17 protein-coding genes are annotated in these 17,575 nt (G+C 64.4%); 10 read left to right on the forward strand and 7 right to left on the reverse strand.

The window, feature by feature from the left end; translation table 11 throughout:
• Positions 1-117: 117 nt before the first annotated feature.
• Positions 118-612, reverse strand: a complete 495-nt coding sequence (locus tag RT460_RS14650; protein ID WP_313319661.1) for a pyridoxamine 5'-phosphate oxidase family protein — start codon at positions 610-612, stop codon at positions 118-120.
• 174 nt (positions 613-786) lie between these two features.
• Between RT460_RS14650 and RT460_RS14655 the strand changes: the two genes are divergently transcribed.
• From RT460_RS14655 to RT460_RS14675, 5 genes are all read left to right on the forward strand, one after another.
• Positions 787-2,067, forward strand: a complete 1,281-nt coding sequence (locus RT460_RS14655) for a putative DNA modification/repair radical SAM protein (RefSeq protein WP_313319663.1) — start codon at positions 787-789, stop codon at positions 2,065-2,067.
• A gap of 2 nt (positions 2,068-2,069) precedes the next feature.
• Entirely contained in the window at positions 2,070-3,515 is a 1,446-nt protein-coding gene (locus RT460_RS14660; RefSeq protein WP_313319665.1) for a UdgX family uracil-DNA binding protein, read from the forward strand.
• A complete protein-coding gene (locus tag RT460_RS14665; RefSeq protein WP_313319667.1) occupies positions 3,516-4,082 on the forward strand; it encodes a nuclear transport factor 2 family protein in 567 nt (188 codons plus the stop codon).
• A gap of 447 nt (positions 4,083-4,529) precedes the next feature.
• Positions 4,530-5,510 (forward strand): DUF4105 domain-containing protein, encoded by a 981-nt coding sequence (locus RT460_RS14670; RefSeq protein ID WP_313319688.1) that lies wholly within the window; start codon positions 4,530-4,532, stop codon positions 5,508-5,510.
• Complete coding sequence (locus RT460_RS14675; protein WP_313319669.1) at positions 5,507-7,471, forward strand: alpha/beta fold hydrolase; 1,965 nt, start codon at positions 5,507-5,509, stop codon at positions 7,469-7,471. The genes RT460_RS14670 and RT460_RS14675 overlap by 4 nt, the downstream gene beginning before the upstream one ends.
• 227 nt (positions 7,472-7,698) lie before the next feature.
• Here RT460_RS14675 and RT460_RS14680 read toward each other — a convergent pair whose 3' ends face one another.
• From RT460_RS14680 to RT460_RS14700, 5 genes are all read right to left on the reverse strand, one after another.
• Entirely contained in the window at positions 7,699-8,106 is a 408-nt protein-coding gene (locus RT460_RS14680; RefSeq protein WP_313319671.1) for a hypothetical protein, read from the reverse strand.
• Between the two features lie 79 nt (positions 8,107-8,185).
• On the reverse strand, positions 8,186-9,562 hold the full coding sequence (locus RT460_RS14685; protein ID WP_313319673.1) for an ATP-binding cassette domain-containing protein: 1,377 nt from the start codon (positions 9,560-9,562) through the stop codon (positions 8,186-8,188).
• 270 nt (positions 9,563-9,832) lie between these two features.
• Entirely contained in the window at positions 9,833-10,291 is a 459-nt protein-coding gene (locus tag RT460_RS14690) for a DUF4426 domain-containing protein (RefSeq protein ID WP_313319675.1), read from the reverse strand.
• Between the two features lie 30 nt (positions 10,292-10,321).
• Positions 10,322-11,167, reverse strand: coding sequence for a pyrroline-5-carboxylate reductase (proC, locus tag RT460_RS14695; RefSeq protein ID WP_313319676.1), 846 nt, complete (start codon positions 11,165-11,167; stop codon positions 10,322-10,324).
• A 20-nt stretch (positions 11,168-11,187) separates the two neighbouring features.
• Complete coding sequence (locus RT460_RS14700; protein ID WP_313319690.1) at positions 11,188-11,850, reverse strand: YggS family pyridoxal phosphate-dependent enzyme; 663 nt, start codon at positions 11,848-11,850, stop codon at positions 11,188-11,190.
• A gap of 96 nt (positions 11,851-11,946) precedes the next feature.
• On the opposite strand from RT460_RS14700, the gene RT460_RS14705 reads away from it, so the two are divergent.
• Both RT460_RS14705 and RT460_RS14710 read left to right on the forward strand, forming a co-directional pair.
• Positions 11,947-12,984: a type IV pilus twitching motility protein PilT gene (locus RT460_RS14705; protein WP_293715678.1), complete on the forward strand. Its 1,038-nt coding sequence runs from the start codon at positions 11,947-11,949 to the stop codon at positions 12,982-12,984.
• A 124-nt stretch (positions 12,985-13,108) separates the two neighbouring features.
• The gene (locus tag RT460_RS14710) at positions 13,109-14,239 is read left to right on the forward strand and encodes a PilT/PilU family type 4a pilus ATPase (protein WP_313319677.1); all 1,131 of its coding nucleotides are present in this window, start codon (positions 13,109-13,111) and stop codon (positions 14,237-14,239) included.
• A 519-nt stretch (positions 14,240-14,758) separates the two neighbouring features.
• Here RT460_RS14710 and RT460_RS14715 read toward each other — a convergent pair.
• Positions 14,759-15,295, reverse strand: coding sequence for a DNA-3-methyladenine glycosylase I (locus tag RT460_RS14715; RefSeq protein ID WP_313319679.1), 537 nt, complete (start codon positions 15,293-15,295; stop codon positions 14,759-14,761).
• A 75-nt stretch (positions 15,296-15,370) separates the two neighbouring features.
• Here RT460_RS14715 and RT460_RS14720 point away from each other — a divergent pair, with 75 nt between their 5' ends.
• The 3 genes from RT460_RS14720 to RT460_RS14730 are packed head-to-tail and all read left to right on the forward strand — an operon-like array spanning position 15,371 to position 17,365.
• On the forward strand, positions 15,371-15,937 hold the full coding sequence (locus RT460_RS14720; RefSeq protein ID WP_313319681.1) for a YqgE/AlgH family protein: 567 nt from the start codon (positions 15,371-15,373) through the stop codon (positions 15,935-15,937).
• Entirely contained in the window at positions 15,930-16,397 is a 468-nt protein-coding gene (ruvX, locus tag RT460_RS14725; RefSeq protein ID WP_313319683.1) for a Holliday junction resolvase RuvX, read from the forward strand. Before RT460_RS14720 ends, ruvX begins: the two co-directional genes overlap by 8 nt.
• Positions 16,398-16,414: 17 nt before the next feature.
• Positions 16,415-17,365, forward strand: coding sequence for an aspartate carbamoyltransferase catalytic subunit (locus tag RT460_RS14730; RefSeq protein WP_313319685.1), 951 nt, complete (start codon positions 16,415-16,417; stop codon positions 17,363-17,365).
• The last annotated feature ends 210 nt before the right edge of the window (positions 17,366-17,575 follow it).

Raw genomic sequence — 17,575 nt, forward strand, 5'->3', positions numbered from 1 at the left:
CACCCGTCGCGAGGGGGCGGTGCGCTTTCGCGGGCTACGGTGACTACAGCTTGATTGCGGGGCGCATGCTCTGCGCTGCGTGCGGCAACCACATCATGGTTGCCGCACGCCGTTGGCTCAGAGATTTACCGAGCCGGTCTCGCTGAGTGCTTCATGGTTGCCGGTGGTCGCTACCGTCGCGAAAAACACCAGTTTGGTCAGTAGGTTGCCCGGGCCGTCCCAATAGTCGGCGTGCTGGGCGTCGATGCGGATCAGACAGACGCGCGGGTCGTCCTTGCCGCCCTTGAAGAAGGCGTCCATGGGGGCGGACCACAGCCGGGCCAGCTGGGCGCGATCCTGGCTGACGCTGCCGCGCCCGGCGACCGAAATGAAGTGGTTGTCACCCTCGTGCATGAAACCCACATTCACCTCGGGATTGGCCTGGATATCCTTGACCGCGGCGTTGTCGATCTCGGTCGCAAACCAGAAGCCACCATCGAAGTCGTCACCCAGTGGTGTCATTGGCCGCGAACGCAGGCCATCGCTACTGCGCGTGGTCAGCATGGCGGTGCCGAACTTCTTGATGAGCTTGACCAGTTTGTCCTGTTGTTCAGCCTGGCTTGGTGCGTTCATGAGCGGTCTCCGGTGGGTGCTGCCAGCCTGGGAGTGGCCACGTATAAATGGCGAGAAATCCTGTTTATGCGGCGACGACGTGCGGCTGTCGTCTTGACGTGCGTTTAGCGTTGTGAAGTTTGGGGTAACGGTTCGTTCTCAATACATGAGACGCGCCTTTGAGAGGATTGCGGCGTGGATACGCTCAAAAAACTCTCGGTGCTGGCCGACGCTGCCAAATACGATGCGTCGTGCGCGTCCAGTGGTGCAGGCAAGCGCAACTCGGTCGGCAGCAAAGGGGTTGGCAGTACCGAAGGCATGGGCATCTGTCACAGCTATACGCCCGATGGCCGCTGCGTGTCGCTGCTGAAGATACTGCTGACCAACTTCTGCATCTACGACTGCGTTTACTGCGTGAACCGGGTGTCCAGCAATGTGCAGCGGGCGCGCTTCAGTGTGGAGGAAGTGGTGCAGTTGACGCTGGATTTCTACAAGCGCAACTACATTGAAGGCCTGTTCCTTTCCAGCGGCATCATCCGCAACAGCGACTACACGATGGAGCAACTGGTCGAAGTCGCGCGTTGCCTGCGCGAGGACCACCAGTTTGCCGGCTACATTCACCTGAAGACCTTGCCGGATGCATCGCCGGAATTGATTGCGGCGGCGGGACGGCATGCCGACCGCTTGTCGATCAATGTGGAATTGCCCACCGAGCGTGGCTTGTCCTCGCTGGCCCCGGAAAAGAGCCTGCCGCAGATCCGCTCATCGATGGGGCAGTTGCGCTGGCGCATCGAGGAAGGCAAGCAGGCCGCCAAGGAGGCGAAGAAGCTTACGAGCGTGATCGCAGCGGGCGCGCCCCGGCGCCGGAAAGCCAGCTCGCCGCGCTTTGCGCCCGCTGGGCAGAGCACGCAGATGATCGTCGGCGCCGATGGCGCTGATGACCGCGCCATCCTGTCCACGGCTGACAATCTGTACGGCAATTTCCATCTCAAGCGTGTCTACTACTCCGCGTTCAGTCCCATCCCGGATGCCTCGTCCAGGCTGCCCTTGCAGCCACCGCCGCTGGTGCGTGAGCACCGTCTATATCAGGCGGACTGGTTGCTGCGCTTCTACGAGTTCAAGGTGGAGGAAATCGGTGGTACCGATGGTGGCGGCATGCTTGACCTGGATATCGACCCGAAGATGTCCTGGGCGCTGCGCAACCCGCAGGCCTTCCCGGTGAATCTCAATACGGCACCCAAGGCCATGCTGCTGCGTGTGCCCGGCTTGGGCGTGCGCAACGTCAAGCGTGTGTTGATGGCGCGGCGGTTCAACAAGCTGCGCGTGCAGGATCTGGCGCGGCTGCGAGCGCCGCTGACCAAGATACTGCCGTTTGTGGAGGTCGCCGATCACCAGCCCGGCCGTGAGCTGGACGATCCCGGTGCGTTGCGCGCGCGTCTGGCGCCGCCGCCCAAGCAGGCGGGCCTGTTCGACTAGTCATGCAGCGTTGGTCGGCTACCGTGATGCCTGCGTGGGACTTCGATGCATGGCGCCAGTTGGCGCGCCATGCCTGGCAGGCGCAGGTGCCGCCCGCTGCGTTGGACTGGTCAGGCGGCGCCGATGCTTCCTTGTTTGCCGCACCATCGGTGCTGGGCGCGGCCGAGGTCAAGGCACCGCCGCGCGTCACCAAGGCATTTGTCGAGTTGGCGCAGGTGGTGCTCTGCCATCGCAGCGAGGCGCGTTTCGCGCTGCTCTATCAATTGCTGTGGCGCTTGCTGGGCGGCGAACGCGAGCTGCTGGGCAACCCCGCCGATGCGCAGGTGCTGCAGGCCACGGCGCTGGCGCAGGAGGTGCGCCGCGATACGCACAAGATGAAAGCCTTTGTCCGCTTCCGGCAAGCAGGTGTCGATGAAGACGATTTTGTTGCCTGGTTTGAACCGGACCATTTCATCGTCGATCGGGTTGCCCCTTTTTTCGCGCGTCGGTTCGCCGGGATGCGCTGGCATGTGCTCACGCCGTATCGCAGCGCACGCTGGGATGGCGAGGCGCTGCATTTCGGCGGGGGAGCGCAGAAGGCGGACGCGCCGGCCGACGATGCCCAGGAGGAACTCTGGGCTGCCTACTACGCAAGCATCTTCAATCCGGCGCGATTGAACACGCGGATGATGCAGCAGGAAATGCCGGCCAAGTACTGGAAGAACCTGCCCGAGGCGCGCCTGTTGCCCGGGCTGGTGCAGAACGCGGGCGCGCGGGTACGCGAGATGGCCGAGCGTGCACCGCAGGCGCCGCGACGGAAAATTCCGCAACCGCGGGTTGCCGCAACACCGGCCACGGACAGCAACGCAATGGCGGCGCTCAACCGCGCCGTGCAGGACTGTCGTGCATGTCCGTTGTGGAGCGAGGCAAGCCAAGCCGTGGTTGGCGACGGCCCCGACAGGGCGCGCATCATGGTGATCGGCGAGCAGCCGGGCGACGAGGAAGATATTGTCGGCCGCCCCTTCGTCGGCCCGGCTGGGCGGTTGTTGGAGCGGGCACTCGCCGACGCAGGCATTGAGCGTTCGGCGATATACCTGACCAATGCGGTGAAGCATTTCCGCTTTGTACGACAAGGCAAGCTCAGGCTGCACAAGACGCCTGCGCAGTTGCACGTGGAGGCATGCCAGCATTGGTTGCAGCGTGAGTTGGCGCTGCAGTCGCCGTCGTTGATCGTTTGCCTGGGCGCCACCGCTACCGGCGCGCTGCTTGGAAAGAAGATGGCGTTCTCAACGCTGCGCGGGCAATGGCTCAGCACAGAGACCGGTGTGAGCACGAGGATCAGCGTGCATCCGGCGTGGGTGCTGCGGCAAGCCGAAGGCTCCCGACGCGAACAGGCTTACCAACTGCTGCTCACGGACCTGCAGGCGGTGCGCGAACGTGCCGATTCCCTGCATGCATCAGGGGTATGAATGTCGGCTGTTCCGCGTTTGTCGCAGGCAGGTATGACGGATTCAGCGCAGTCACGGCCCCGGCGCTGGCTGAACGCGCGGCTCGGCACCGGGTTAGCGGAAAAGACCGGCAAACTCCACGCGCGGCCAACAGGGCATGTGCGAGCTTTGAGGCTGGTTTTCTGTGCGGAGGGTGCCATGACCACCAGTGCCGAGATCATGCAACTGGAAACCGACTTCTGGCAGTCGATGCTGGATCAGCAGCCGGCCAAGGCCGCAGCGATGCTTCCAGAGAGGGCCGCGATGGTCGCAATGTACGGAATCCACCATTTTGGTCCAGCCGAGTACATGAAGATGGCCGAGCAGGGCGATGCCCGTATCACCGGCTTTTCATTCTCCGACGCGCAGGTGATCTTCCCCGCCGACAATGTGGCGGTTGCCACTTACAAGGTCAGGCAGCGTTTCGAAATGAAAGGCAAGCCGCAGGAGATGACCTGTTTCGACAGCACCACCTGGGTCAAGCGCGACGGCAAGTGGTTGGCCGCAGCGCATACCGAGACACCCGAGCAGCAAGGCAAACCAGCCTAGCTGCTGATGCGTGCGGGCTTGATCTGGCGCCCTGGTTGCCGGCGTGCCAGGGCGGCAGCCAATCTTCCCACGCCCGTAGTGCTGTAGCCGGGTAAGCGCAGCGCACCCGGGAAGACGGAACGGTGGGTTTTTCAAATCATCCGCCAACCGCCCCGGGTGCGCTGCGCTTACCCGGGCTACGGTGGTTCGCGCGGTGAAGGCATGCGCGGCCCACCAGTGGGTAAACACGGGGGCTTCCCGGCGAGGTTTTTTCCCGTTTCACTCCGCTTTCCACGTCCGGCAGGCTATCTTTGCCGCGGGTCGCTGGCGACCCATTCATTTTGAGAGGGTGCCGGTGGCCGTTGGCGGCCGGGCCGTGTGGTAATTCAGGAGAGTGAAGTGGTCAATGAAGGGAAGCGACGCCTGCTCAGCGTGCTGCGTGGCGTCGGTCGGGTCCTGTTGGCATTGCTGTGCCTTGGCATAGGTATCTGGGGCGGGTTCGCGCTGTGGTACCAGTTCCCGGGCAACGTGGTGGCCAAGGTCGTGGCGATCCTGGTGTGGTGCGTGCCCAGCATCTGGGCGGTGCGCGCGGGCTTTGGGCCGGTGCGGCGCTGGCATTCGCTGGCGGTGTTTGCCGGCCTGTTCTGCGTGATGCTGATCTGGTGGGCCACGATCCGGCCGCAGCAGGACCGGGTCTGGGCCGATGACGTTGCGCAGCCGCTGCATGCGCGCATCGAAGGCGACCGGCTGATCATCGACAACGTGCGCAACTTCCATTGGCGTAGCGAGACCGACTACGACGTGCGCTGGGAACCACGCGAATACGATCTGTCGCAGGTGCAGTCGGTGGACATGATCCTGTCCTACTGGATGGGGCCGGCCATTGCCCACACGTTGGTGTCGTTCGGCTTTGCCGATGGCCGCCAGCTGGTGTTCTCGCTGGAGATCCGCAAGGAGCAGGGCGAGTCGTTCTCGGCGCTCGGTGGCTTCTTCCGCAAGTTCGAGTCGGTGCTGGTGGCCGCGGATGAGCGCGACATCGTGCTGACGCGCAGCAATGCGCGTGGCGAGGATGTCTATCTGTACCGGCTGCAGGGGCTGAGCCCGGCCAAGATGCGTGAGCTGCTGCATTTCTATGTCGACCGCGCGCAGCAGCTGGAACGGGCGCCGCGTTTCTACAATACGCTCACCAGCAACTGCACCACGGTGGTGTTCGAGCTGATGCGACGCATCCAGCCCAAGCTGCCGTTGGACTACCGGCTGCTGGCGTCCGGCTATCTGGCCGAGTACGCGCAGGATGTGGGTGGCCTCACCCCGGGCGTGCCGATGGCAGAGCTGCAGCAGGCCGGGCGCATCACCCTGCGTGCCCGCGAGGCCGGTGACGTAAGTGACTTCTCCGCCCGGATACGCGCAGGCGTGCCCGGTATTTCCCCGCAAGGAATCCCCCGATGAAATCCGATCCGCAGACATGGACGCGCCGGCTGCTGCCGGTGATTGCGGTGATGGCGCTGTTGCTTTCCAGCGGCTGCGCGATGGTCAAGATGAAGGCGGTGAGCAACACCGACTACGTCATGCAGAAGCGTGGCGACGTGCTCAGCACCGGCAAGCTCAGTGCCTTGTCGCAGGAAGCGCTGTCGGTAATTGGCCTGACGGAAAGCGACTGCAGCAAGGACCTGCCGGCCTGCCGCCAGACCGTGACCACCACCGAGGGCCTGCAGTCCGAGCAACGCCTGTCCACCTTGGCTGAGCTGTGGATGCAGGAAGCCTTGGCGGCCACCCCCAAGCCCAAGGGCAACGAGCCGGTGCAACTGTCGACGGCGGCCCTGGATGCCTGGCTGGAAACAGCGCGCTATTCCTATGCCTACCTGTTCTTCAGCGGTCGCAGCCCGGCACAGCGCGCGTTGGAAGATCGGCTTACCCAGGTGCGCGATTACTACAACTACGCTGCCGAGCAGGCTTCTTCGGTGGTCTTCCAGCGCACGCTGGAGCGCGCCAAGGAAGGGGCCGACATCACCCGTCCGGTGCAGGTGGATCGCTGGACCATCAGCACCCAGTTCGACCAGCTCAAGCTGGAGGGCATTCCCAAGCAATTGGTGGCCGCGTCTTCAGTAAGTTTTGCCGGCCTGCGCAGCTCTTATCGACGCGATGGTTTCGGTGCCGAGCTGGTGGTAGTGATGGATGCGCCGGTGCTGGCACAGGCGGTGGAGCTGGAAGAGGGCACGCCTGATCTGCCGGTCTATAGCGAGATGCCGGCAATCAATGCCACCTCCTTGCTGCACTTCAGCGGCGACACGCTGGAACAGGTGCTGGCCACCCGGGATATCCGCCTGGAGGCGTATTCCCCCGACCAGACCAGCAGCATCAACCTGCGCGGGCAGGAAGTGCCGCTGGCGGCCAACTTCACCGCGGCATACGGCTTGTGGCTGGCGCAGTCGGGCTTTGCGACCGAATCGTTGCGCACTCTGTTCGGGCGGGGCGAGGGCATTCGCGAGCCACACATCTACCTGATGCAACCGTATGACCCCAACCGCCGCATCATCTTCATGCTGCATGGCCTGGCCAGCAGCCCGGAAGCCTGGGTGAACCTTGCCAACGAAATCATGGGCGACCCGGAGATGCGCGAGCACTACCAGGTGTGGTCGGTCTATTACCCGACCAATGCACCGATTGCCTTGAACCGCTACACCGTCAGCAAGGCATTCAATGGCACCTTGCGCCACTTCGACCCCAACGGTACCGCGGCGGCATCGCATGACATGGTGTTCATTGGGCACAGCATGGGCGGGGTGATCGCGCGGCTGATGCTCAGTGACTCGGGCGAGGTGCTGTGGAACAACATCCGCCAGCGCTACAACCTGCAGGGCGAGCGGTTGGCACGCGTAGAAGCCAAGCTTGGCCCGGTGCTGCATTTCACCCCGCAGCCGAATGTGGAGCGGGCCATCTTCCTGGCTGCGCCGCACAAGGGCACTGACGCGGCGGGCAATCGGTTGGGCCGCTTGATTGGCCGGCTGGTACGTTTGCCGTTGACCATTCTTGGCGCGTTCGGTGATGCATTCATGGCGCTGCAGGATCCTGGTGAAACCGATGGCAAGAAGCCCAAGGAACCGGTGGTAACCAACAGCATCGACAACCTGAAAGCCAGCGATCCATTCATCAAGGCATCGTCGGGCCTGCCGATCGTGCCGGGCCTGAAATACCACTCCATCATCGCCAAACGCAAAGCGGAAGTGCCGACGCCGGAATCGGATGATGGGCTGGTGCCGTATTGGAGCGCACACCTGGAGGGGGCGTTGTCGGAGAAGGTGATCGTGTCCGGCCACAGCGTGCAGGAAACGCCGGAGGCAGTGCTGGAAGTGCGGCGCATCCTGCGCCAGGACCTGCATGAAGTGGAAGGCGTGGAAGCCAAGCACTGAGCGGCAAGGCCAGCGCACTGATGGGCCGATGTAGTGCCGAGCCATGCTCGGCAGAGGCCTTGCCGATAACGTCCCTGCCGAGCATGGCTTGGCACTACAGGTGGGGCTGGTAGAGCCTCTGCCGAGCATGGCTCGGCACTACAGGTGGGGCGGGTAGAGCCTCTGCCGAGCATGGCTCGGCACTACAGGTGAAACAGGAAGGCCACCTTGCGGTGGCCTTCGTTGTTTCAGATTTCCGCTTCGATGCCGGGCATGGCCAGGCGCGACTTGGTCAGCGCCATGCCCAGGTTGGCGGTGCGGCGGCAGACGAACACCATCACATAGTCCGGGTAGCGCTTGCCGCGCATGAAGATGTGGATCAGGTTTTCACTGTTGACGATGATTTCCTGGAAGTAGTGCGCGCCTTCCTGTTCTTCCAGACCGCGTGCGCGGCGGAACATCTGCTCGATGCTGCGGATGTTCGGGCCCTGGTACAGATCGGCGGTGGCAGCGGCCACCAGGTCCAGCACTTCGCGTGGGTGCGAATCCACGGTGCGTACGGCCAGCAGCATGCCGGAGCTGATATCGACGTAGCCGGCGGCCACGCATTCGGGAATGGAGGCGACGGATTGCTGCAGGGTGCTGTCCAGTGACATAAGGGGGTTCCTTGGGGGGAGGGGAATAGTCAACGACGAGCAGGCCGCGCTGCGGCCTGGCATCGGGGATTGGATGGGGTCAATCGCAGGCGCGGATAAGCAGGTTTTCTTCCAGCGCGTGCAGCAGGTCTTCCTGCTCTTTGGATTGCACGAAGCCTGGCTCGATGGTGCGCAGGCGACGCAGTGCTTCGTCAGCGGTGAGCCCTTCGCGTACCAGCCAGGCCGCCAGCACCATGCCGGTGCGGCCCAGCCCGGCGAGGCAGTGCACGGCGACCACTTCGCCTTCGCGCAACATCACTTCGATCTTGGCCAGCAGCAGCTTGGCCCACAGCAGCGGTGGCGCACCACGGTCGACAATGCCCAGGTGGTAGCTGCGCAGGCCGTGCGGTGCCAGCAGTTCAGCCGGTGTCTCGCGCTCGGTCAGGTTGACCAGCACGGTGACCCCCATGCCGCGTAGCAGGGCCAGATCATGGTCGGCAGCGAACACGACGCCGGGCATCGGGCAGCCGGCCAGCTTGCCGGGTACCAGCCAATGGAAGCCATTGGGGCCGCGCCGCGCGGGCGTGGCGGCCAGGCTTACCGGTGCCGGCATCGGGCGGGCAACGGCGGTTTCGGCAACCAGCGGTTCGTTCGGCGGTGGCGCCTGCGTGGGAGCAAGCACGCCTTCGGCGAGTTCTTCAGCGCGCGCATCGGGCGCCGGCACGTGGCAACTGCCGGTACGCAGGAACTGCGCCAGCACCGGGTGCTGGTCGCGGTTGGCGAAGAAGTCCTCAACCGCTGCATCCACCTGCACCTGGCCACCGGCCAGCAGCACCACGCGCTTGGCGATGCGGCGGGCCTGCCCCTGGTGATGGAGGATGACCAGACAGGCGTGGTCCTGCGCCAGGCGCTGGATCAGCTGCAACACCTGTTCGGCATCGTCCGCCTCAAGCTCACTGGTGGGCTCATCGATCAACAACAGCGGGCTGCCACTGAAGGCGGCGCGCACGATGGCCAGTTGTCGGGCCAATGCACGCGGCAGGTCGATCACCCGTTGCTGCAGTTTCTCCAGCAGCGCATGGGCGCCCAGTGCGTGCAGGCGCTGCTCGATCTGCTGACGTTGTACGGCTTGGCTGCTGGCGTGATGTTGGCGCAGCGCCGCACTGAGGTTTTCCAGCACGCTGAAACCCAGGTCACGGGGCTGTTGCTGCACCAATGCAGGCGGAAGCTGCGCCGCTTCGAGCGGCTGACCCTGATAAAGCAGCTGGCCCCAGTGCTCGCCATGGGCGCTGTGTTGGCCAGACATGGCCTGCAGCAGGCTGGATTTGCCGGTGCCTGCCGGCCCCATCAGTACCACGCAACCCGCGCCGTCGAGCGCCAGATCCACGCTGGCCAATACGGTACGGCGACCACGACGCATGCCCCAGCCTTGCAGCTGCAGCAATGGAGGTATTACGGAGGGAGCAGGGGAGGTCATGAGGCCTTTCCGGATACGGACCGCATCGTTTGGACGCGGACGCAAACGCTGAAAGGGCGCCAGTATGGTTTGCGTTGTTTTCCTGTCAATTTGACTTTGGAAGGGCGCATGGCCGTCTTCATGAATAGGCAGGAAGTGTGCCAATTCATCCCAGCAGCTGCTTAGCGGATTGATTTGCAACAGGAATCAAGCACCCGCTCAGGCGTTTGAGTGCGGTCGATAAGGGCCGCCAACCACGCGATAAATCGGGTTTCCAGGTTTGGTGGTGATTCAGAAATTCCGCTTGAATTGCACATTGCCAGCGCCGGTTGCGCTGGCCACCTGCAGTTCTATCCGCAGCTGATCACGCGCATGCGCATCCAGTTCGCCGATCAGATCGGTGTAGGCGCCGGTTTGCACAGGCCTTAGCTGCACGGTCTGACGTTTGCCGGACAGGTCGGTGGCACTGGCCTGCACGGTGCCGGTGGATGGCAGCTCGTCGCCTGCGGCCAGTTGCCGCAGTGCCACCACCAGCAGTGCGCGGTCCGGTTGTCGTTCAACGCCGTAGCTGCGCGCGACGGCGTCGTTCATCGCCAGGGTGGGCAGCAGGTTGTAGTGCACCCGCAGCCCGCCCAGGTCGGTATAGCCCGGCTGGGCCTGCACCAGCTCGGCCTTGCGCGGGGCTTCCTGCGCGGTGCAGCCCGCCAACGCGATCAGGGCAACGGGCAACAGCATCTGCAGACGGGGCATGTCGGGCTCCTGGAGCGTTGGCGGGTGGGATCAGTCGTTGGCGGCGGACAGTTCGCCACCGCGGCGGGCTGCAGCATCGATGGCACGCGCGGTGAGCGCTTCCAGGCCACCGGCCTGGAAGGTTTCAATCGCGGCCTGGGTGGTGCCGTTGGGCGAGGTCACCCGCCGCCGCAGCTCAGCCGGGGCTTCACCGGCTTCGGTCAGCATGCGCGCGGCACCCAGCACGGTGTCCAGTACAAGCGTGCGCGCAGCGTCGGCCGGCAAGCCCTGGGCCAGGGCGGCGGCTTCCATCGCTTCGGCCAGCAGGAACACATAGGCAGGGCCGCTGCCGGAGACCGCAGTGACGGCATCCATCTGCGCCTCATCGTCGATCCAGACCGTGCGGCCGGCGCTGCTCAGCACCTGGTCGGCCTGCGCGCGCTGCGCCGGGGTGACGCGGGCGTTGGCGAACAGGCCGGTGACACCGGCGCCGAGCAGGGCGGGGGTATTGGGCATGGCACGGACCACGGCCTGGTTGCCACCCAGCCAGCGCTCCAGCTGACCGGCGGTGATGCCGGCGGCAATGGACACCACCACCGGCTGCTGTGCGGCCGCGGCATTGGCCAGACTGGCGCAGACCTCGCGCATCACCTGCGGCTTGACCGCCATCAGCCACAGCCCGGCCTTGCTGGCGGCCTGCGCAGCCTGATCGTAAGTGTTGACCGCGAAGTCCTGCTGCAGTGCCTCGCGCAATGCTGCCACCGGCTCGGCCACGTGCAGGCGCGCGGCGGGCATGCCGCGCCGCACCAGCCCGGCGATCAGGCTGCGGGCCATGTTGCCGCCGCCGATGAAGGCGATGTCGGTATCGGGAAGTTCGGTGTGCGGGGTGGTGCTCATTGTTCAAGCCTCGATCGCGATCAGGGGGTGGGGCGTTGCCCGAACAGGGCGCTGCCGACACGGACCATGGTGGAGCCGGCGGCAATAGCCTCGGCAAAATCTGCGCTCATGCCCATGGAGAGTGTATCGACCTGCGGGTGCTCGGCCGCCAGCGTGTCGTACAAGGCCTTCATCCGAGCAAAGGCGGCCATGCGCCGCGTGGGCTCGGGGAAGGGGGCCGGGATGGCCATCAGCCCGCGCAGGCGCAGCAAGGGCTGCACGCTGATGGCCTGGACCAGTGCCGGAACCTCCCCGGGCTGGCAGCCGTGCTTGCTGTCCTCATCGTCGATGTTGACCTGGATCAGCACGTTGAGCGGCCCGCGCTCGGCCGGGCGATGGCGGGCCAGGGCGTCCACCAGCTTGGCCCGGTCCACGGTCTGCACCCAGTCGAAGCTGCGCGCGGCCACATCGGCCTTGTTCGACTGCAGGTGGCCGATCAGGTGCCATTCCAGGCCCAGCGGGGCCAGCTCGGCGGCCTTGGCGGCGGCTTCCTGCACGTAATTCTCGCCAAACGCGCGTTGGCCCTGGGCGGCCAGGGCGGCCACCGCACTGGCCGGCTGCAGCTTGGAGACGGCCAGCAGGCGTACCGCCCGGCCGGGGTCGGCGGCGGCGTCGATCTGCTGCTGGAGTGTGGCCAAAGGCACGGTTTGCAAAATATCTACCTCCTACACGGGAAGGCTATACTGCCCGGCAGGGGAAACACCTTCCAGATACTCGCAACGCAGGGGACACAGCGACGTATGGATATCGCAGAACTTTTGGCCTTTTCGGTCAAGAACAAGGCCTCGGACCTCCACCTGTCGGCCGGCTTGCCGCCGATGATCCGTGTGGACGGCGACGTGCGCCGCATCAACATTCCAGCGCTGGACCACAAGCAGGTGCATGCGCTGGTGTACGACATCATGTCGGACAAGCAGCGTCGTGATTACGAAGAGTTCCTCGAGGTCGACTTCTCGTTCGAGATTCCCTCGCTGGCACGCTTCCGTGTCAACGCGTTCAACCAGAACCGCGGCGCCGGTGCGGTGTTCCGTACCATTCCCTCGGAAGTGCTGACGCTCGAAGACCTGGGCTGCCCACCGATCTTCCGCCAGCTGATCGAGCAGCCGCAGGGTCTGATCCTGGTGACCGGCCCGACCGGCTCGGGCAAGTCGACCACGCTGGCGGCGATGATCGACCACATCAACAAGAACGAATACGGCCACATCCTCACCGTCGAGGATCCGATCGAATTCGTGCACACTTCGCAGAAGTGCCTGATCAACCAGCGCGAAGTGCACCGTGACACGCACGGCTTCAACGAAGCACTGCGCTCGGCACTGCGTGAAGACCCGGACATCATCCTGGTCGGCGAATTGCGTGACCTGGAAACCATCCGCCTGGCGCTGACCGCGGCGGAAACCGGTCACCTGGTGTTCGGCACCCTGCATACCAGCTCGGCGGCCAAGACCATCGACCGTATCATCGACGTGTTCCCGGCCGGCGAAAAGCCGATGGTGCGCTCGATGTTGTCCGAGTCGCTGCGTGCGGTCATCTCGCAGGCGCTGCTGAAGAAGGTGGGCGGTGGCCGTATCGCATCGCACGAGATCATGGTGGCCACGCCAGCCATCCGCAACCTGATCCGCGAAGACAAGGTGGCGCAGATGTACTCGTCCATCCAGACCGGTCAGCAGGTGGGCATGCAGACGCTGGACCAGAACCTGCAGGATCTGGTCAAGCGCAGCCTGATCACCCGCAACCAGGCCAAGGAATACGCCAAGGACAAGCGTCTGTTCGAGTAAGTGCCGGCATTCGGGATTGGAAATTCGGGATTAGACATTTGCAGGGGCCGGGATGCAGGGGCCGAGAAGTGGGAGGAATCCCCAATCTCGGATGCCGCATCCCGTCTCCCCAAGGGAGCCACCCATGAGCACTATCGACTTCACCTCGTTCCTCAAACTGATGGCGCACCAGAAGGCGTCGGACCTGTTCATCACCGCCGGCATGGCGCCGTCGATGAAGGTCAACGGCAAGATCGCGCCGATCACGCAGACCCCGCTGACCGCGCAGCAAAGCCGCGACATGGTGCTCAACGTGATGACGCCATCGCAGCGCGAAGAGTTTGAAAAGACCCACGAATGCAACTTCGCCATCGGCGTGGCCGGCGTGGGCCGGTTCCGCGTCAGCTGCTTCTACCAGCGCAACCAGGTGGGCATGGTGCTGCGTCGTATCGAGACGCGCATTCCCACCGTTGAAGAGCTGAGCCTGCCGCCGGTGATCAAGACGCTGGCCATGACCAAGCGCGGCATCATCCTGTTTGTCGGTGCGACCGGTACCGGTAAGTCGACCTCGCTGGCAGCGATGATCGGCTACCGCAACCAGAACTCCACCGGCCACATCATCACGATCGAAGACCCGATCGAATTCGTGCACAAGCACGAAGGCTGCATCGTCACCCAGCGTGAAGTCGGCATCGATACCGACAGCTGGGAAGCGGCGCTGAAGAACACCCTGCGCCAGGCGCCGGACGTGATCATGATCGGCGAAATCCGTACCCGCGAAGGCATGGATCATGCCGTCGCCTTCGCCGAGACCGGTCACCTGGTGCTGGCAACGCTGCATGCCAACAACGCCAACCAGGCGATGGACCGCATCATCAACTTCTTCCCGGAAGACCGTCGCAACCAGTTGCTGATGGACTTGTCGTTGAACCTGAAGGGCGTGGTTGCACAGCAGCTGGTACCGACCCCGGATGGCAAGAGCCGCCGCGTGGCGATGGAAATCCTGTTGGGCACGCCGCTGGTGCAGGACTACATCCGCGACGGCGAAGTGCACAAGCTCAAGGAAGTGATGAAGGACTCGGTGCAGCTGGGCATGAAGACCTTCGACCAGAGCCTGTTCGAGCTGTACCAGGCTGGCGAGATCAGCTACGACGACGCACTGCGTTACGCCGACTCGCAGAATGAAGTGCGACTGCGCATCAAGCTGTCGCAGGGCGGCGATGCACGCACCTTGTCGCAGGGTTTGGACGGTGTGGAGATTGCCGAGGTCCGCTGATTCTGGCGAACGTGCAGGTTTGAAGAGCCGCTCCTTGATGGGGCGGCTTTTTTGTTGGAGGTGAGGGTTGGGGAAAGGCGGGAACAAGATCAACAGCACCCCACCCGAACCCTCCCCTTCGCTGCGCGAAAGGGAGGGGCCAGAGCAGAGCAAAAGCAGAGCCTGCGCAAGCACACGCTCAAGCCCAAGCCCAAGCCCAAGCCCAAGCTCAAGCTCAAGCCCAAGCCCAAGCCCAAGCTCAATTGGAATCCCAAGCAGAAGCCGCTCTTCCCCCTCCCTTTCGCGCAGCGAAGGGGAGGGCCGGGGAGGGGTGCTTTGGCTTTGGCTTTGGTTTTGGCCCTGGCCCTGGCTCTCAACAAGTTGGCGCGCGCCCGCACAGCTTCTGGCTGGAGGGCCTGAAAGATCTGCAAAGTCCCTGCATCCCGGATGTGCTCCGCTTACTCAGGCAGCAGGACCGCCAAGTACCTGGCCAGATAGGCAGCTGCGCCGGATCCAGGACTTTCCCGAAACCCGGAATCCCTACCGCGCCATCCACGCGGGCCCAATCGCCGCAATTCGCACCATCACCGGGCAATCCTCCCGGTGCGCTCCCGGCAGATAACCCAGGCTCATCAAAAACTCGCCGGTGATCTCGCCGCCGGTGAAGCGAAAGGTCTTCTTGAACAGCTTTACCCAGTCGGCCTTGGATAATGGGTGATGCGCATCCAGCCATTGCGCGAACCCACCGTGCGAGGCGCGCAGGCCCTGGATCACCTGCGCGTTGTGAATGGCGGCCAATACCTTGAGCCGGTTGCGGATGATGGCGGCGTCGGCCATGAGTCGCGCAATATCTGCATCGCCGTAGGCGGCCACCGCGTCCACGTCGAAACCGCTGTAGGCGGCGCGGAACCCCTCGCGCTTGCGCAGGATGGTTTCCCAGCTCAGCCCGGCCTGGTTGATCTCCAGCAGCAGGCGTTCGAACAGCTCGTGTTCCTCGCGTTGCGGAAACCCATATTCATTGGCGTGGTAGTGCGCATGTACCGGGTGGCCCGGTGCGAAATCACAGTAGCTGGACATGGTGGCCGCCGAGTGGGAAGTAGGACGATTATCACCGGGCAAGCCGTGAACGGCCGCAGCCGTTAGAATGGCGACATGTCTGCGCTGTCGCCACCTCTTGCCAATCACCTGCTGGTGGCCCTGCCATCGCTGGTCGACCCCTTGTTCGCGCGCAGCGTCGCGCTGATCTGCCAGCACGATGACAACGGCGCAATGGGCGTGGTGGTCAACCAGGCTTCCGATTTCACCCTGGGCGATGTGTTCGCACAGATGGACATCGCTACCGATGATGCCGACCTGCGCGCGGTGCCGGTGCTCAACGGTGGCCCCGTGCATACCGAACGTGGCTTCGTGATCCATGACGATGCCCGCGGCTGGGATTCCAGCCTGAAGGTGGCGGAAGGCCTGTTCCTGACTACCTCGCGCGACATCCTTGAGGCGATGGCGCGTGGCGAAGGTCCGCGCAATGCCCTGGTCACGCTGGGCTGCGCCGGCTGGGGGGCGGGGCAGATGGAACAGGAACTGGCCGAGAACAGCTGGCTGACCGTACCCGCCGATGCCGCCGTCCTGTTCAGTACGCCATTGGATGAACGCTGGCAGCTGGCGGCCTCGCGCATTGGTGTGGATCTGTTCCGCCTTACCGGGTACAGCGGTCATGCCTGAACCGGCAACGCTTTCCACCGACAGCACCGTGCTCGGCTTCGACGTTGGCTCGCGCCGGATCGGCGTTGCCATTGGCAGTTCGCTGGGTGTCGGCGCACGCGCCATCGCGGTGGTCGATGTCCACGGCAATGGCCCTGACTGGAATGCGCTGGACCGCCTGCACAAGGAATGGCGCCCGCAAGGCATGATCGTCGGCGATCCGCTCACCCTGGAAGGCGACGACCAGCCCAACCGCAAGCGCGCGCATGCCTTTGCCAGGCAGTTGCAGCAGCGCTACAAGGTGCCGGTGTTGCTGGTCGACGAGCGCTCCAGCTCGGTGGAAGCGGCACAGCGCTTTGCCGTGGAACGCGCCGAAGGCCGCAAGCGCCGTCGTGATGCCGCCAATCTCGATGCCGTGGCCGCTGCGGTCATCATCGAGCGTTGGTTGTCCGCACCGCACGAAGCCACCCCCATTTCCTGACTCCCGAAGACCTCGCCATGACTGCTTCGCAACTCGATGACCAAGGACGCCTGCGCCACCTGCTGACCCTGGATGGGTTGCCCCGTGAGAGTCTGCTGCAGTTGTTGGACCGTGCTGGGCAGATCCGTGATGCCGCCGTCGGCCGCATCAGCAACAAGCGCGGCGTGCTGGCCGGTACGGCGGTGTGCACCTTGTTCTTCGAACCCTCCACCCGCACCCGTAGCTCGTTCCAGTTGGCCGCGCAGCGGCTGGGCGCGGATGTGTTGAATTTCGATGCTTCCACTTCATCCACCCGCAAGGGCGAGACCGCCTGCGACACGCTGAAGAACCTGGAAGCGATGGGCGTGCGTGGTTTTGTGATCCGCCACCCGGACGATGGTGCGGTCGCCGAGCTGGCCGCTGTGGCCGGCGAGGGCACAGCGCTCATCAACGCGGGTGATGGCCGCAGCGCGCACCCCACCCAAGGCCTGCTGGACATGCTGACCCTGCGCCAGGCCAAGGGCCCGGACTTTTCCAAGCTGAAGGTGGTGATCGTTGGCGACGTGAAGCATTCGCGTGTCGCCCGCACCGACCTGCTGGCGATGCGCACGCTGGGCGTGGGCGAAATCCGCGTCTGCGGCCCGCAGTCACTGCTGCCCGACGACGACATCATCAAGGGCTGCGTGGTTGGCGAGGATTTCGACGCCATGCTGGAAGGCGCCGATGCGCTGATGATGCTGCGCTTGCAGCGCGAGCGCATGGAAGAAGGGCTGGTGCCGTCGCTGGAGCAGTATCACGCCGATTACGGCCTCACCAGCGAGCGTCTGAAACGTGCTGCCAAGGATGCGGCCGTGCTGCACCCGGGCCCGATCAACCGCGGCGTGGAAGTCACCGACGAAGTAGCCGATGGCCCGCAGTCCTGGGTGCTGCGCCAGGTCGCCAACGGCGTTGCCGTGCGCATGGCGGTGCTGGAAACCCTGCTGGGCTGAGCAGTGTCCAAGGCCCCGGGTGCGCTTCGCTTACCCGGGCTACAACGGTGTGCCTGTAGTGCCGAGCCATGCTCGGCAAGGACCGCCCGGAGCCGATAGTGCGCGCACCCGAGACAAGCCCCGGGTGCGCTGCGCTTGCCCGGGCTACAACGGTCTGCCTGTAGTGCCGAGCCATGCTCGGCAAGGACCGCCCGGAGCCGATAGTGCGCG

The organism is Stenotrophomonas sp. (assembly GCF_032061965.1).
In the GTDB taxonomy this organism is placed as follows: Bacteria; Pseudomonadota; Gammaproteobacteria; order Xanthomonadales; family Xanthomonadaceae; genus Stenotrophomonas.